The organism is bacterium, assembly GCA_026708015.1.
Taxonomy (GTDB): Bacteria; Actinomycetota; Acidimicrobiia; order Acidimicrobiales; family Bin134; genus Poriferisocius.
The window spans coordinates 23,667-40,011 of the sequence record JAPOVT010000049.1 but is presented as its reverse complement, the minus strand read 5'-3'; the positions used below and the strand labels follow the sequence as shown (position 1 = coordinate 40,011).

General features: G+C 65.7%; 15 protein-coding genes. 5 read left to right on the top strand and 10 right to left on the bottom strand.

Annotation, left to right across the window (positions count from 1 at the left end; genetic code table 11):
- Window positions 1-25: 25 nt before the first annotated feature.
- Window positions 26-1,510 carry a sulfatase-like hydrolase/transferase gene (locus OXG30_11845; protein ID MCY4135585.1) on the top strand — a complete coding sequence of 495 codons (1,485 nt, stop codon included), beginning with the start codon at window positions 26-28 and terminating at the stop codon, window positions 1,508-1,510.
- Here OXG30_11845 and OXG30_11840 read toward each other — a convergent pair whose 3' ends face one another.
- The 3 genes from OXG30_11840 to OXG30_11830 all read right to left on the bottom strand — a co-directional run bounded on the left by OXG30_11840 (window position 1,511) and on the right by OXG30_11830 (window position 7,645).
- A complete protein-coding gene (locus OXG30_11840) occupies window positions 1,511-3,835 on the bottom strand; it encodes an arylsulfatase (GenBank protein MCY4135584.1) in 2,325 nt (774 codons plus the stop codon).
- 31 nt (window positions 3,836-3,866) lie between these two features.
- Window positions 3,867-6,185, bottom strand: a complete 2,319-nt coding sequence (locus tag OXG30_11835) for an arylsulfatase (protein ID MCY4135583.1) — start codon at window positions 6,183-6,185, stop codon at window positions 3,867-3,869.
- Window positions 6,186-6,259: 74 nt separating this feature from the next.
- The gene (locus tag OXG30_11830) at window positions 6,260-7,645 is read right to left on the bottom strand and encodes an amidohydrolase family protein (protein MCY4135582.1); all 1,386 of its coding nucleotides are present in this window, start codon (window positions 7,643-7,645) and stop codon (window positions 6,260-6,262) included.
- Window positions 7,646-7,701: 56 nt separating this feature from the next.
- On the opposite strand from OXG30_11830, the gene OXG30_11825 reads away from it, so the two are divergent.
- Both OXG30_11825 and OXG30_11820 read left to right on the top strand, forming a co-directional pair.
- The gene (locus OXG30_11825; protein MCY4135581.1) at window positions 7,702-8,712 is read left to right on the top strand and encodes an NADP-dependent oxidoreductase; all 1,011 of its coding nucleotides are present in this window, start codon (window positions 7,702-7,704) and stop codon (window positions 8,710-8,712) included.
- Window positions 8,713-8,722: 10 nt separating this feature from the next.
- On the top strand, window positions 8,723-9,187 hold the full coding sequence (locus tag OXG30_11820) for a nuclear transport factor 2 family protein (GenBank protein ID MCY4135580.1): 465 nt from the start codon (window positions 8,723-8,725) through the stop codon (window positions 9,185-9,187).
- Between the two features lie 93 nt (window positions 9,188-9,280).
- Here OXG30_11820 and OXG30_11815 read toward each other — a convergent pair whose 3' ends face one another.
- Genes OXG30_11815 through OXG30_11790 form a run of 6 tightly spaced genes read right to left on the bottom strand, consistent with a single transcriptional unit; the run spans window position 9,281 to window position 13,257 of the window.
- Complete coding sequence (locus tag OXG30_11815; GenBank protein MCY4135579.1) at window positions 9,281-9,931, bottom strand: thiamine diphosphokinase; 651 nt, start codon at window positions 9,929-9,931, stop codon at window positions 9,281-9,283.
- A complete protein-coding gene (locus OXG30_11810; GenBank protein ID MCY4135578.1) occupies window positions 9,931-10,977 on the bottom strand; it encodes a hypothetical protein in 1,047 nt (348 codons plus the stop codon). The genes OXG30_11815 and OXG30_11810 overlap by 1 nt, the downstream gene beginning before the upstream one ends.
- Complete coding sequence (locus OXG30_11805; protein MCY4135577.1) at window positions 10,978-11,184, bottom strand: hypothetical protein; 207 nt, start codon at window positions 11,182-11,184, stop codon at window positions 10,978-10,980. It abuts the gene before it with no gap.
- Between the two features lie 39 nt (window positions 11,185-11,223).
- Complete coding sequence (locus OXG30_11800; GenBank protein MCY4135576.1) at window positions 11,224-11,511, bottom strand: hypothetical protein; 288 nt, start codon at window positions 11,509-11,511, stop codon at window positions 11,224-11,226.
- Window positions 11,512-11,558: 47 nt separating this feature from the next.
- Window positions 11,559-12,368, bottom strand: a complete 810-nt coding sequence (locus OXG30_11795; protein MCY4135575.1) for an enoyl-CoA hydratase-related protein — start codon at window positions 12,366-12,368, stop codon at window positions 11,559-11,561.
- A gap of 22 nt (window positions 12,369-12,390) precedes the next feature.
- On the bottom strand, window positions 12,391-13,257 hold the full coding sequence (locus OXG30_11790) for a DM13 domain-containing protein (GenBank protein MCY4135574.1): 867 nt from the start codon (window positions 13,255-13,257) through the stop codon (window positions 12,391-12,393).
- A gap of 93 nt (window positions 13,258-13,350) precedes the next feature.
- Here OXG30_11790 and OXG30_11785 point away from each other — a divergent pair, with 93 nt between their 5' ends.
- Window positions 13,351-14,154 (top strand): enoyl-CoA hydratase/isomerase family protein, encoded by an 804-nt coding sequence (locus OXG30_11785; GenBank protein ID MCY4135573.1) that lies wholly within the window; start codon window positions 13,351-13,353, stop codon window positions 14,152-14,154.
- Window positions 14,155-14,171: 17 nt separating this feature from the next.
- Here OXG30_11785 and OXG30_11780 read toward each other — a convergent pair whose 3' ends face one another.
- Complete coding sequence (locus OXG30_11780; protein MCY4135572.1) at window positions 14,172-15,395, bottom strand: ATP-binding protein; 1,224 nt, start codon at window positions 15,393-15,395, stop codon at window positions 14,172-14,174.
- Between the two features lie 98 nt (window positions 15,396-15,493).
- On the opposite strand from OXG30_11780, the gene OXG30_11775 reads away from it, so the two are divergent.
- The gene (locus tag OXG30_11775) at window positions 15,494-16,291 is read left to right on the top strand and encodes an SDR family oxidoreductase (GenBank protein ID MCY4135571.1); all 798 of its coding nucleotides are present in this window, start codon (window positions 15,494-15,496) and stop codon (window positions 16,289-16,291) included.
- Window positions 16,292-16,345 lie beyond the last annotated feature (54 nt).

Genomic DNA, 16,345 nt, shown 5'->3' with positions numbered 1-16,345 from the left:
ACTAATCGCCGCTACGCTCCCGGCAGTGTCCGAGAGCAAACCGCCCAACATTCTGCTGTTGGTATCCGACCAGGAACGCCAGCGGGATTGGCTGCCACCAGATGTGCCGCTGCCCGCCCGCCAGCGCTTGCTGGACCAGTCACTGGAGTTCCGTCGCCACTACACCCACACGTCGCCGTGCTCGCCGTCGCGGGCCACGCTGTTCACCGGGTTGCACATGGACCAGCACGGGGTGGCCGAGAACTCCAGCTACCCCAACAACACCCAGCTCTCCACCGGCATCCCCACCCTGGGCCATCGGCTGCGGGAAGCCGGCTACCGCACCGCCTACAAGGGCAAATGGCACCTCGAGGCTGCGGCCGAACCCGACATGGAGGCCTACGGCTTCTCTGATTGGACCGGCAACGACATGGCCTTTTGGGGGTTGCCGGGCAGCGGCACCGAGTTCGACGAGCCCATCGCCGCCGACTCGGCTGCCTGGCTCCGCGACCAGCGCGACACCACCCAGCCGTGGTTTTTGACCGTGGGCTTGGTGAATCCCCACGACATCATGTGGTTCCCGCTCGACCAGCCCTGGTTCTGGGAGCAGGAGCCCGACTACGTGGCCCAGAGCCGGGAGAAGCTGGACCGGCGCAAGTGGGGCCGGGCCACCAACCTGCCGGCCTTCGCCCCCGAGATCGAGCGCTGGTGTACCGAGCTGCCCGAGAACTTCGACGACGACCTGCATACCAAGCCCGAGGTACACCGCCGGTGGCTGCTGGAGATGGAGCGCAACAGCACCCCGGGGCCGATGGACCCCGGCGACCGCGACCTGTGGCTGCGCCAGCTCGACTACTACGTGAAGCTCCACCAGCTCAGCGACCAGTGCCTCGGAGTGGTTCTCGACGCCTTAGACGACATTGGCCAGTGGGATAACACCGTGGTGGTGTTCACCTCCGACCACGGCGATCAATGCGGCTCGCACGGGCTGCGGTCCAAGGGACCGTGGAATTACGAGGAGACCATGCGGATCCCGCTTTATCTCTCGGCGCCGAGTCTGACTGCTGCGGGCACCGCCACCGAGTCGCTCACCTGTCACACCGACCTGGCCGCCACCATCCTGGAGTTGGCCGGTGTGGACGCCTCCGATCTGCCTGGTGAAAACCTCACCCCCCTGTTCGGCGACCAGTCGGCACAGGTCCGCGACCACATCCTGTTCGCCCAGCGGTGGCCGTGGTACTTGGGGGTGGAGAAGGTGCGGTACGCCTCCTCCGGCGTGTTCGACGGCCGCCACAAGTACTGCCGCTACTACGGCATCGGCGGCGGGGTGAGCAACCTCGGCGTGTCGCTGGGCGACTCAATGCTGTTCGGCCCCGATGCCGACTTCGACGACCACGATCACGAGTGGTACGACCACGACGACGATCCCCACGAACTAGTGAACCTGGCCAACGACCGCACTCGGCGCGGTGAACTGCGGGAGCGATTTGAACTGCTGCGTGAGCTGGAGGCGGCAAAGTACGGCGGTTAGCTACTCCAGGGCCATGCCGATTTCGCGGTATTCGGCGAGGCGGACTTCGTCGGTGTCGGGGGCGGGGGGGCCGGGGGTGTAGGTGACATGGTGGAGGGTGCCGGTGTAGGGGAAGGCGCCGTGGCGCTGGTAGAGCTGCCATGACACTGGGGATCGGCGGTTGATGCCGGCGTCGATGCCCTGCCAGGGCAGGAATCCGAACATCTGGGGGATGTCTGTGAGGGTCATCCCCTCCTTCCCGTCGGCGCTCACCGTGACATTCCAGATGCGGCCGCCGGGGGCTTGCACGTCTGCTTCGATCTGTCGGCACTCCCCCGGCAGGTCCATGGGGTCGGCGATCAGATAGTGGCCCCCGCTGTTCACCTCAAAGTGCAGGGCGTTGTCTTCGATGTAGAGCACATAGCCCGCGGCCTGGCTGCCATGGGCCACCAAAACGCCTTGGTCGTCAGGGCTGTGGTGCAGGTCGACGGTGATGGTGAAGTTGCCGTTGGCAATGATGCGGGCTGACCGAACCCGCTCCACGGTGGGCGAACCAGGCAGAATCCGAAGCACCCGGGTGAGCTTCTCGTGTTCGGGCGGCTTGACGATTCGGAACAGCCCGGCGTGGTCGTCGAGGGGAAAGACCTGGTTGCGCCACGCTGCCTCCTCCCAGCCTTCAACCATCTCGGCCAGCTTTTCGGGCTCGGCATCGGCCAGGTCGAACCGCTCGTTGAAGTCCTCTTCGAGGTTGAACAGCTCCCAGCGGTCGGCGCTGAACGGAGTCTGGAACTCGTGGAACACCGCCGTCGACCAGCCGTCCCGGTAGAAGCCCCGGTGGCCGATGCACTCGATGTACTGCTCGGTGTGGTCAGAGGGTGCATCGGGATCGTCCAGCGAGTCAGCAAACGACACCCCGTTGAGATCGGCTGAGTCCTGCCCGTTGCGCTGGGTGGGCACCTCAAGGTCGAGCATCTCGGCCAGGGTGGGCAGCAGGTCGGTGATATGGGTGTACTGGTGGCGCAGCTCTCCGCCGATCCCCGAGAGGCGGGCGGGCCACGAGACCACGAACGGCACCGAGTGGCCGCCCCGGTGTGCGGTGATCTTGTAGAGCCGAAAGGGGGTATTGCAGGCCATGGCCCAACCCCGGGGATAGTGGGGCCAAGTGGTGGGACCACCGATCTCGTCGGCCTCAAGGGCCTCTATCTCGAACTCACTCACGTCGGGAGAAGGCTTGGCGCCGGTTCCGCTGTGGGAGAAGTACGAGGTGCTTCCCTGGGCCCGCCCCTCGCGGGATGCACCGTTGTCGCTGGTGAAGATGAAGATGGTGTTGTCGAGCTGGCCCAGGGCCTCGAGCTCAGCGCTAATGCGGGCCACGCTCTCGTCTACGGACTCCACCATGGCGGCGTACACCTCCATATAGCGGGCCATGACCCTGCGGTCGGGCTCGGCGTAGCTGTCCCAGGCCCGCACCTCCTCGTTGGGCTCGGGGTTGCGGGGCGGCAGCTCGGCATCGGAGGGAACCACGCCCAGTTCCTTCTGGCGGGCGAGCCGCTCTTCTCTCAATTGATCCCAGCCCTTGTCGTAGTTGCCCCGATGGCGGGCGATGTCCTCGGCCTTGGCGTGCAGCGGGGCGTGGACCGCCCCGTGGGCGTAGTACAAGAAGAGCGGCTTGTCGGGGTCGGTGGTCTTGACCTCGCGGATCATGCGGCAGGCCCGGTCGGTGAGGTCGTCGGTGAGGTAGTAGCCCTCGGGATACTGGTCGATATGGACGGGGTTGTTGCCCTCGAATAGTTGGTGGGGGAAGTGGAAATCGGTGAGGGCCTCCAAGAACCCGTAGAACTGGTCGAAGCCCCGCTGGAGCGGCCACGAATGGGTGTCGCCGGCAATCGACAAGTCGGCCTCCCGACACAGGTGCCACTTGCCCACCGCCATGGTGGCGTAGCCGTGGGCGCTCAAAATCTCGGCCAAAGACGACTGGTTGCGAGGCAGCTCGCTGGCGTAGCCGGGAAAGCCGGGGTCGGTGTTGGCGGTGAAGCCCATGCCGGCGGCGTGGGCGTTGAGCCCGGTCAACAGGGCGGCGCGGGTGGGCGAGCACAGCGGGGTCACGTGGAAGTTGGTGTAGCGGACTCCTCTGTCGGCCAGTGCGTCGATGGCCGGAGTGGCGATCTCCGAGCCGTAGCAGCCCAGATCGGAATAGCCCAGGTCGTCGGCCAGCACGATTACGATGTTGGGGGCCTCGGGAGCGGGCGTGGGGCGGGGCGGCCACCACGACTCCGAGGTGGAGATGATCTTTCCGATCTTGCCCCCGAACCCGGGATAGTGCTCCTGCTGGCGATGATCAGTCATCTGTCCTCCTGAGTCGGCTGGGAGGTTAGTGCTATTCCAAGCCCATTCCGATTTCGCGGAGTTCGGCGAGGCGGACTTCTTCGGTGTCGGGGGCGGGGGGGCCGGGGACGTAGGTCACTTGGTGGATGGTGCCGGTGTAGGGGAAGGAACCGTGGCGCTGGTGGAGCCGCCATGACACCGGGGATCGGCGGTCGACACCCACGTCTATGCCCTCCCAGGGGATGAAGCCGTAGATCTGGGGGATGTCTGTGGCGGTTATCCCGGTACGGCCGTCGGTGCTCACCGTTATGTTCCAGATACGGCCGCCGGGGGCCCTTACGTCCAGAACGATCTGCCGGCACTTCCCCGGCAGCGCCATGGGTTCGAACACCATGGGCTGGCCGCCGCTGTTCACCTCGAAGTGCAGAGCTCCGTCCTCGATGTACAGCACGTAGCCCGACGCCTGTCCGCCGTGGGACACCAGCACGCCCTGGTCGCCGGGACGGTGGTCGAGCTCGACGGTGACGGTGAAGTTGCCCCCCGAGATGACCCGGGAGGCCCGGTAGCGCTCCACGGTGGGGGTTCCGGGCAAAATCGTGAGCGACCGGGTAAGCAGCTCGTGCTCAGCGGGACGGAGCAGGCGGTACAGGCCGGTGCCCTCGTCGAGGGGGTACACCCGGTTGCGCCAGGCGGCCTCCTCCCAGGCCTCCACCAGCTCGGCCAGCTTCTCGGGCTCGGCCTCAGCCAAGTCGATGCGTTCGTTGATGTCCTCGGCCAGATTGAACAGCTCCCACCGGTCGGTGCTGAACGGGGTCATGAACTCGTGGAACGCGGCCGCGGCCCAGCCGTCCCGGTAGTAGGCCCGGTGGCCGATGCACTCGTAGTACTGCTCAGTGCGCTCGGACGCGACGTCGGGATTGTGCAGCGAGGCCGCGAACGACACCCCGTCGGGGTTCTCCGACGCCAGCCCGTTGCGCTCGGTGGGGATGCCCACACCCACCAGCTCCGACAGAGTGGGCAGCAGGTCGATGATGTGGGCGTACTGGTGGCGCAGCTCCCCTCCCACCGCCGCGGTGCGGGCCGGCCACGACAGCACGAACGGCACCGAGTGGCCGCCCCGGTAAGAGGTGATCTTGTAGAGCCGGAAGGGGGTATTGCAGGCCATGGCCCAGCCCCGGGGGTAATGGGGCCAGGTGGTGGGGCCGCCGATTGCCTCAAGAGCGTCCATCTCCTCGTCGCCCACTGCCGCCGACGACATCGCTCCGGGGTTGCTGTAGGTGAAATAGGAGATGGTTCCCTGGGCCCGTCCCTCTCGGGACGCCCCGTTGTCGCTGGTAAACACGAAGATGGTGTTGTCGAGCTGGCCGATGGCCTCCAGCTCGGCCCGGATGCGGGCCACGCTGTCGTCGATCGACTCCACCATGGCGGCGTACACCTCCATGTAGCGGGCCATCACCCGGCGCTCACCCTCCGGGTAGCTGTCCCACGCGGCCACGTCCTCGTCGGGCTCGAAGTTCCGGGGGGGCAGCTCGGTTCCCGGTGGCACCACCCCGAGGTCGATCTGGCGGGCCAGGCGCTCTTCTCGGAGCTGGTCCCAACCCCTGTCGTAGTTACCTCGGTGGCGGGCAATGTCCTCCGGCTTGGCGTGCAACGGGGCGTGGACTGCGCCATGGGCGTAATAGAGGAAGAACGGCTTTTGGGGGTCGGTGGCTTTGACCTCGCGGATCATGCGGCAGGCCCGGTCGGTGAGGTCGTCGGTGAGGTAGTACCCCTCGGGGTATTCGGCGATGTCGATAGGGCTGTTGCCCTCGTACATCAGGTGGGGGTGATGGAAGTTGGTGAGTGCCTCCAGGAATCCATAGAACTGGTCGAAGCCCCGCTGGAGCGGCCACGAATGGGTGTCGCCGGCGATCGACAAGTCGGTTTCCTTGCACAGGTGCCACTTGCCCACCGCCATGGTGGCGTAGCCGCTGGCCTTGAGCATCTCAGCCAGCGTGCTCTGGTTGTGGGGCAGCTCGCTGGCATAGCCGGGAAAGCCGGGATCGGCGTTGGCCACGAACCCCACCCCAACGTGATGGGAGTTGAGCCCAGTCAACAGCGCGGCCCGGGTGGGTGAGCACAGCGGGGTGACATGGAAGTTGGTATAGCGGACACCGGTGGCGGCCAATTCGTCGATAGCCGGGGTGGCGATCTCCGAGCCGTAGCAGCTCACATCGGAGTAGCCCAGGTCATCGGCCAGCACGACCACGATGTTGGGGGCGCCGGCCGGCGGAGTCGGGCGGGGCGGCCACCAGGACTCGGAGGTGGCCATGATCTTCCCTACCGTGCCCTCAAACCCCGGATAGTGCTCCTGCTGGCGCTGATCGGTCATGAATCCTCCCAGTGATCCGCCGACACAATACGGCACTTGCTGCGAGGCGCCGCTCTTCCTCGACGGGGTGGAGCTCAGCCCGGCTGGTAGTCCTCGAGGATCGTGCCCTTGAAGAAGCCGGGGTCGGCGCCGGTGCAGAGCCGCACTGCGTTGTCGCACATGAAGGCCCGGAACTGCTCCTTGTCGAGCCATCCGTTCTCCACCTGCTCATAGGCCTCAGGCATCACGTCGACCATGTTGGCGACATCCCAGTGGGCGATATCGGAGCTGAAGACAGCGTTCAGGGGTACGCCCCCCGGGAGCTCCGGGTCGAAGGCCAGCCGGGTGAGGGGGTCGTCGGCCTCACACCCGAACCAACAGGTGGTCGAGATCTGGCGGATCACATCGTCGGGCCCGGTGATCCCGGCGGCCTCGAAGTCGTTCACCACATCAGGAGTGCGGAAGAAGTCGGCGAACTGGGACCCGAAGCCGGGCTCGGGATTGAGCCGTCCGGCGTGCTCGGCCAGCAGCTTGTCGAAGCGGTCGGGTTCGAAGGCGTCGGGGTCGTAGGCGGGGAGACCCTCAGGGCCGCGCTTGTGGTAGTGGCCGATCATGTCGTGAACCAACTGCACCGCCCAGGTTGTGCCCCCTTCCAAGAAGTTGAGCCGCAGGTCGGGAAATCGATGGAGCACGCCGCCGAACAGGAGCGACTTGAGGGTGGCCTCGCTGGCCCCGGCGAAGTTGCCCATGTGGTTGTAGGAGAAGTTGGTGATGGAGCGCCGACCGCTCCACCCCATCGACCCGGAGTGGAAGCCGGCCACCACGCCAAGCTCCACTAGCCGCTGCCAAAGCGGGTCGTAGTCGTAGGCGCTGTCGAGGCCCAGCGAGTCGATCCAGGTGCCTCCGCTGTCGAGATCTCGCACCGCAAAGCCGCCCAGCATCACCACCTTGAAGCCCAAGTCGACCACGGCGTGGTCCAATTCGGCCACCGCTTCTTGAGGGGTCGCGGTGGGAATGGTGGCCACCGGCACCAGCCGGTCGCCGAAGCCGTCATACACGTCGGCGGTGTAGCGATTCCAGGCCCGGCACAGCCCCCGGCGGATCTCATTGTTGCGCTGGCTGGGAACCACCAGGCCCCACGTCGGATAGCAGACGGCCAGGTCCAAGCCCAGCTCGTCGAGGCGGCGATACATAAGCGATGGGGCCATGGCCGCGGCCAAGTCGTCGGTGTTGGCGAACGGGACGCCCCACCACGTCTGGCGAAATGGCCGCACTCGGGGGCGTTCTTCAGGGACCACCCCGGCCCAGTGGGGGCTCCCATCGAATGTTCCCGTGGCCCACAGCGCGTTCAAACCCTCGCTGATGCCCTCGTCTCGCACATAACGGTCCAAGTCGGGCCAGTGCTCCCAATAGTGGCCGTCGCTGTCCACCACTGGGTGGTCGATCCGCTCCCTGACCTCGGCGGGTGACATCTCGCTCATGGGCTGAGGCTAGTGATAAGACCGTAGGGTGTGCCGGTGACCACAGGGGAAGCGACATGAGCGGCGAGCGAAACCGGCGGTGGATTCTGCGGGCTCGACCGCAGGGCGACATCACTGCTGACGACCTGGAGTTGACCGAGCTGGCGGTGCACAATCCGGGTGAAGGCCAGTTGCTGGTGCGGAACCAGTTCCTGTCGATGGACCCCACCCATCGGATCTGGATGAGCGACATCGACGCCTACATGCCCCCCATTGAGGTGGGTGAGCCCATGCGGGGTCGGACGTGGGGCACGGTGATCGAGTCCCACCATCCAGAGTTCCAACCGGGCGATGTGGTCACCGGTGGGCTGATCTGGGAGGAGTACTCGGTGCTAGACCGGGCCGAGCGCATCCCAATGGAGTTGGGGCTGCCGCTGGAGGCGTTCACCAGTGTTCTCGGCCCTACCGGCATGACTGCCTACTGGAGCCTGCTGGACCTGGGCGAGCCCCGCCCGGGCGAGACATTGGTGGTATCGGCCGCGGCCGGGGCCACCGGCTCGGTGGCGGGCCAGATCGGCAAGATCATGGGCTGCCGGGTGGTGGGGGTGGCCGGCGGGCCGGAGAAGTGCCGGTTCGTGACCGAGGAACTGGGCTTCGACGCTTGCGTGGACCATCGTGCCGGCAACCTGGAGGAGCAGTTCCGGGCGGCGTGCCCTGACGGGATCGACGTGGACTTCGAGAATGTGGGCGGCGAGGTGATGGACGCCGTTCTGGGCCAGGTGAACAACCATGCCCGGGTGGTGCTGTGCGGATTGATCTCCACCTACAACGCCGAGGGCGACTGGTGGTCGCCCCGTTTGTTCCGCAATATCTTGTTCCGGCGGTTGAAGGTGCAGGGCGTGATCATCACCGACTACTTCCACCGTTTCGGGGAGGCCCTCCCCATCCTGGCCCAGTGGGTACGCGACGGTCGTATCCGCTACCGAGTGGACGTGGTGGACGGCATCGAGAACGTGCCCCAAGCCCTGGCTCGGCTCTTCGAGGGCAAGAACATCGGCAAGCAGCTCGCGCGAGTTTCAGCCGACTAGCGTGCCAGCCATGACTCCTGAGGATTTGGTGGAAATCGAGGCCATTCGCCAGCTCAAGGCCCGCTACTTCCGGTTGATGGACCAGAAGCGGTGGGACGAGTGGGAAGACGTATTCTGTGACGACGTGGTGATCTCCACCCCCGACGACACCGGCGAGGACTCCGACATCACCGGCAACAAGGCCTTCCGGGTGTACTTGGAGCCCATCTTGGCCCCGATCATCACCACCCACCACGGGCACATGAGCGAGATCAGCATCGACGGGCCTGATACTGCTTCTGCTGTGTGGTCGATGGAGGACCACTTGGACTGGCCGCCGGAGAGTGGTGTGGGGCAGATGTGGGGTACGGGGTGGTACGAGGAGACCTATCGCAAGGGCGACGATGGGCAGTGGCGGATTGCCACGCTGCGGTTGCGGCGGCAGCGGATCGCAGTCGAGGGCAACCGGGTGTTCCCGAAAGAGCGGCCGGGCTGATTGTCCAACCGGCGGGGCGGCGGGTCCTGTCACCGGAAGCGGCCTGGCCGACGGTGCGGCCAGGTCCGCCACCGGCGCCACCCCCCACCCCGCCTACCCGTGAGGGATTATCGCTACAACCACGCCTTCGGAAACTGAGAGTTGGGGTAAGGGTTCGGTGACGAGGTTGCTTACTCCTCGGCTGGTGAGGGGGTCCAAGATTTCGTCGTGCAGCGGCCAGTTCAGCCCGGTGGTCGTTACTCGGGCGGGGCTGCCTAGGGCGAATAGGGAGACGGTGGCACCGGGTTCGACGTCGAGCGTGCGGTGGCCGTGGACGACGACGGCCTGAGCGTTGCCTAGCCAGGCTTCGATGTTGACTCCGGACCATTGGGGGGAGGCCAGCACGGCCAGGTTGCCGATGAGGTGGTCTAGGCGACCGCCACCGGCGCCGATGACAATGACCCGGTCGGCCAGGCGGGCAGCCAACTCGAGGGCTAACTCCAAGTCGGTCTGGTCTTTGTCGGGGGGGTGGCGCTCTATGCGGGTTCCGGCCTCCTCGGCAGCGGCCAGTGCTTCGGTTGATACCGAGTCCATGTCGCCGACCGCTACGGCCACCGTCAGCCCGGCGGCCAAGGCGTGATCCAGGCCGGCGTCGGCGGCCACAACTACTGGGTCGGCGGGGAGACGGGCAATCTCCTCAGGCGTCGGGTGGTCGCCTCCGGCCACCACGACCACGGTGACCGCTATGGACTCGGACTCAGGCATCAGAACGGCCGAGTGATGGCCCGGGTGGGGCCGAAGTTGTGGAGGCCGCCAGCGTGGAGGTTGCCCAGGCCGCCGGCGCACATCACGATCACATCGGAGGGCTGCTCCACGATGTAGGCGGTGCCGTCGGGGCTGATCCGGTCGCGCTCAGCCAACCACCTCTTATGGGTCTCGGGAAAGTCGTCCACCCGATGGCAGGCATTGGACCACAGGGCCTCTTGCACGTCTTCGATGGTCGGATAGGCGGCGGCCAGCATGTCCGCCCACGGCGGGGGCACCACCACCATGACCTCGGCCCCCCAGTGGGAGATGTAGGCGTTGGTGCCCACATAGGCCAGCGATTGGCCGATGACCCAGGCCAGGGAACGGCCGTCGTCGGCCGCGATGTCTGCGATGTCCATGGTTCCGATGGTGCCGTACACGGTCACCGCGTCACCGCTCACCCCCCGGCGCTCGGCCAGCGGCGGCCACGGGGAACGCTCCTCCCACTCCCCCATCACCAGACCCACCACCCGGGCCGGCTGGCCCAAAACACACTTGGAGGTCTCACCGGCCACTTGGCCGCCCACGTTGCGCATGACCAGCCGGATGGCCCGGCCGATGGCCGGTCCGGCCCCGGCGGCGCCGCCGAAACAGCCGGCTTGATAGGGCAGGTCCAGGCGGTCGCGGGCCGGGCCGTTCACAAACAGGCAGGGCACCACTGAGCTGGTGGTGGTGTTGAGGGCGAACAGGTCGAACGGTCGCTCGGCCATGGCCTCCAGCGCGGCCATCATCAGCGGCATGGCCTCGGGGGCGGCCCCGGCCATGCAGGCATTGATTGCCAATTTCTCCACCGTGCACCAGGCATTGGCCGGCGGCACTTCCAACAGCACCGAGTCGGCTGGGCGACCGGCGGCGGCAGTGAACCGAGCTACCCCCTCGGGGGTGGGCGGGATCAACGGCAGGCCGTCGCCCCAGCCTTGGGCCGTCGCCCAGGCCATGAACTCCGTCGGGTCGTCTGGGGCCTCGACCTGCCCGTCGGGAACGGCGCCGCCGTCAGACGCCATTTACGTGGGCACTCCCAGTGAATCCAACAGCGGCTGCCAGAAATCTAGGGCGATCTGGCGCACCTCTGGTTCGGGACGGGTGTCCAGCGGATAGGGCAGCACGCACAGCCGCAGGCCCGGCCGCTCCATGTTGCGGGCCATGATCTCGGCCAGCGGCACGAACTCTTCGGTTACGACGGCGACCGCCGTCTTGCCCTGGGCCGCCACCGCAACTGCGTCGTGGACGGTCCAGGACGTGCAGCTTCCTCAATTGCCCAAGCCGACAATGGCGATGTCGACGTCGGTGGCAAAGCTCTCCAGTTCTTCCAGCACCGCGCCCTCGAGCTTGACGTCCTGGCGAGACTCCGAGCACCACGGCACCACCTCGGCTCCGGCTGCCTCCAGCTTCCGGGCCCACTCATCGGTGGTCCACAAGAATGAGCGCCAGGTGAGGTCGTAGCGGATGCCCACCCGCTTGCCGGTCAGCGGACCGGCGTCGGGGCCCCGATCAGGGTCAACCGCCGGCGGAGATGCTGTCGGATCCAATACCAACATGCCCGCAGGTTACCTAACGGTATCCCAAAAGCCGGTTTGAGAATGAACTACCGGCCGGTGAAGCCGGGGGGGCGACCCTCTTCGCGAGACGCGGCCCACTCCCGGAAGTCGGCTGAGCGGGACGATAGCTCCATGGCAAACGCCTCGTCGCCCAAGTGAGCTTCCAGACTGCGTCCTGAGCTCCGGTGGATGAGCATTTTGGCCAACCCGACGGCCACAGTGGCCGAGTTGGCCAGTCGGCCAGCCAAAGCGGCGGCCTCGGCGTCAACCCTGCCGGGTGAAGTCGCCTGGTGGATCAACCCCCAAGCAGCGGCCTCGGCCCCGGACACCTCCTCGCCCAGCATGAGCATCTGCTTGGCCCGGGCCACACCGGCCAGCCGGGGCAGCAGCCAGGATGTCCCGCTGTCGGGGGTGATGCCCATGGCGGTGAACGGCGCCCGCAATCGGGCGTCGTCAGCCGCTACCGCGAAATCGGAGGCCAGCGCCAGGCTGAGGCCCAGGCCCACCGCCCATCCCCGCACCGCGCACACAATGGGCACCTGCACTTCCAGCATCGCCGGGATGAGCCGGTTCACCAGATACGGCATGCGCCGGGAGATGCTGCTCGGCCGGGGCCGGTTTCCGTCGCCCGCCCGTCCGGCCAAGTCGAAGCCGCTGCAAAAGTTGTCGCCGGTGGCGTTGAGCAGAACCGCCCTGATCTCCTCATCGGCGCTGGCCGCTTCCAACGTGTCGATCAGAGCCAGAACGATGTCGTCGGTCAGCGCATTGCGGCGCTGAGGCCGGTCGAGTGTCAGAGTCAATATCAGTGGCGCCGAGACCACTTGCAGCCCCTCGGGCGGCGTTGGATAGGGCTTCATGCCCGGACCAGGCTAGCCAGAATCAGTTAGGTACAAGCTCGGCGGCCCCGAATATCACTGAGAACCTCACGCACCAGATCACCACGGTGGAGTAGAGGTCGAGATCGAGGTCGCGGGGGATCTCGTAGTTCTGCGAGCCGACGTTCCCCTTCAGATCGCCGAGGTCGACATACACGTCGGTAAACTGGCCGACCGGGGCGTCGGGGGGAGCCGCGCTCAGATAGACGTTCAAGTCGGGGCCGTTGTCGGTCCTGAAGTCCTCGAACCGCAAGAATCGCTGGCCAGTGCCGTCGCCCAACACCTCAACCGTTCCACGGGTGGGGTGGCTGCGGCTGATGAACTCACCGGATGCCTCCACCCTTACCTGGGGCATTGGAGGCATGGTCTCCTCGACCGGTTGCTCCTCGGGCATGCCCATCTCTTCCATCGCATCGTCCATCTCGGCGATGAGCTCCTCCGACAACTCGTCGCCCGGCATGGGACCCGTGGCGGGTGCCAGGGCGCCAGTATCGGTCTCGACTGCATCGGTCTCGGAGGCCGCGGCTGTCGCGGCGGGCGCCGGAGCTGTCGTGGCGGGTACCGCAGCTGTCGCCTCTGCGGCCGGAGTGCCGGGATCGCCAGCCGTGAGATCGGGAGCGGCTGGTTCGGGGACATCTGACTCGGGGGCGGCCGGTTCGACTGCCGGGGTTCCAACCACCACGCCGCTGTCGAATACCGGTCCGGCCTCATCAACCTTGTCGTCGATGAAATAGGTCTGGAAGGCGAACCAGAAGAACACCAGCCAGATCAGCACGCCTAGCAGGGCGGCCAACACCACGGCGATGAGCACCTTGGCTCGGGTCGACAGTGCCTTCAACCAGCCCCACAAGCGGGATATCAGCCGTTTCATACCCCCAAATGTACGGGGAGAAATTCCAAATCGCAGATGATGGACCTCCCCAACGACGGGGCATCGGTGGGAGTACCGCGACAGACTGGCGAGATGGGCTACGAAACGCTGATCGTGGAGCGCGAGGGCCGGGTGGGATGGCTGATAAACAACCGCCCCGATCAGCTCAATGCCATGAACTCCCAGATGCGAGAGGAGTTCGCCGAGGCGTGGCTGGAGCTGGATCGAGACTCCGAGGTGCGGGTGATCGTCCACACCGGGGAGGGTCGGGCCTTCCAGACCGGGGTGGACGTGGTGGAACTAGCCACCGACGGCCAAGGCATGGAGCGCTATCGCGAGTCGGTGGAGAAATTCGACCTGCACTTCACCTCTTGGCACCAGAAGGTGCGCAAGCCGGTGATCACCGCGGTGAACGGTATCTGCTGCGGGGGCGGCTTCCATTGGGTGGCCGACGCCGACATCGTGATCGCGGCCTCCGACGCCCAGTTCTTCGACCCCCACGTGTCGGTGGGACAGGTTGTGGCACTGGAGGCCATCGCGCTATTGAAGAAGATGCCCGCCGAAACAGTCATGCGCATGGCGTTGATGGGTGCCCACGAGCGAATGAGCGCCCAGCGGGCCTACGAGCTGGGCATGATCAGCGAAATCGTCGGTCCGCCCGAGCGCCTGCGAAAGCGGGCTGGCGAGATCGCCGAAGCCATCGCCCGCAACTCCCCCTCAGCCATGGCCGCCACCAAGAAGGCCCTATGGGATGCCATGGAACACGGGCTCACCGAGGCCAGCAAGACCGGCGCCTTCCACATGACCGGCATATGGGGCCACCCCGACCAGATCGAGGGCCCCGCCGCCTTCGCCGAAAAACGCGAGCCCCAATGGGAACCCCTAGACCCCGCTTAGAACTAGGGCTCAGCGGGTCACATCACCTTCCACCAGGGGGCGGCAAGCACGTTGGGAGTGAGCCATTCCATGGTTGATCCGGTATGGAGGAGCAAGCCGGGGCCGGACCGGTCGCCATATTCGGTTCGGAACGCTCGCAGGTGGGCGGCGTCGCCGAGGCGAGGGCGTTCGGTGGCTTTGATCTCTATGGGAATCAGGCGGTCGGCGACCTCGATCACCAAATCCACCTCCTCCCCCGTCCTCGTTCGCCAATAGAACACATCGGCCTGGTTGATTCGTGCGTCGCGCCAAGCCAGCACGTCGCAGAGCACCAAGTTTTCCAGGTGGGCGCCTTCGGGCTCGGATGTCTGGGCCAGATGAAGCGCCAATCCGATATCTCCCCAATAGAGCTTGGGCGACTTGACGAGCCGCTTGGTTCGGTTCACCGCAAATGCCGGAAGCCGTACCAACAAGTATGAAGTCTCCAGCAGATTGAGATACCGGTGAGCCGTCGACTGAGACAGTGCGACGTCGCGGCCCAATTCCACCTGATTGAGAATCTGGCCCACACGGTGGCAGGCGGCCCGCATCAACCGTCGGAAGTCGGGGAGCGACGATATCGAGGAGAGGTCTCTCAAGTCGCGCTCCAGGTAGGTCCTGACGTAGCCGTCAAACCAGATGGCCCGCTCCTCAGCAGTTTCCAGATGCACCGCCGGCTGGGGAAATCCGCCCCGTCGGCAAAGGGCGCGCCAATCCTCGCGGCTACCGGGTTGAGCAACCACCAGATCAAGCCATTCCTCACCCGGGGTGCTGAACAACTCCTCCCAAACGCCACCTCGACCCAGGCCCATTTGCTCCCGGCGGGTCATCGGCCCCAGCGTCAGATAGCTGGCCCTTCCGGCCAATGACTCTGATACCTGGCTCATCAACAACAGGTTGGCTGAGCCGGTCAATAGGAATTGTCCCGGCTTGCGGTCGCGATCGATGGCTTTCTTGATCTCATGAAGCAGTTCGGGTGCCCGTTGCACCTCATCGATGGCCGTCGGCTGGTTACCGCCTACCAGAGCGGCGGGATCGCTGCGGATCACATCGATCACATCGAGGTCGTCAAGGGTGAAATAGCGTCGAGTGCCAGGGATAAGTTCCTGGACAAGAGTGCTCTTTCCCGATTGGCGTGCGCCGGTAACTACCACCGCTGGCATGACCTCCAGCCGGTCGACCAGGCTCGAAGCGGCGAGACGGGGCAGAGCGATTCCGTCCATGGGTTAAATCATATCTATTCATCTTATGAATACAATTTATTCACAAGGAAAATGAGAATATGGAAGGTACCGCAGGAGCCTGCTAAGGATAAGTGCCCATGGGAACGATTGTCATCACCGGATCAGCAGGCGGAATCGGCCAAGCCACTAGGGAGCGGCTTGCCCGCGACGGCCATGAGGTGATCGGGGTGGACATACGGGATGCCGAGGTCATCGCCGATCTGTCCACTCCTGAGGGGCGCACCGAGATGATCGGCGCGGTGGCCGCAGCCAGCGGAGGCCGGATCGACGGACTGGTGGCCGGAGCGGGGATCACAGGGCCCGATCCTCAGCAAGTGGTTTCGATCAACTACTTCGGTGCGCTGGCCACCGTGGAGGGACTGCGCCCCTTGTTGGCCCAGGGCACCGACTCTTCGGCAGTGGCCATCAGCTCCAACTCCAGTACCACTTTGGTCGCCCTGCCCGATGGGCTGGTCGAGGCCTGCCTCAACGACGACGAGACCCAAGCCAGAGAGCTGGCCGGCTCCGATCCGGGAACGGCTTACGCCACCAGCAAACTGGCCCTGGCCCGGTGGGTCCGCCGCACCGCCATCGGCGCCGATTGGATCGGTTCGGGCATCCGGTTGAACGCAGTAGCCCCCGGGCTCATCGACACCCCGTTGGTGGCCGACAACATCGACATGATCATGAACCTGGGCGATGTCTACCCCATCCCTCAGAACCGTCCCGGACGCCCTGCCGAGGTGGCCAACCTTCTGGCCTTCCTGCTGTCGCCTGACGCCAGCTTTTTCTGCGGCTCGGTGGTGTTCATGGACGGTGGCAGCGACGCCGCCCTCAACGCCGACGCCTGGCCCGCCCCCAACACCACCGCCGAACGCTGGCCCATTAGGGACTGATCCCAATCGCTTCCACCCGATCCATTACGTGACCATCCCATACCTCGGGATGTG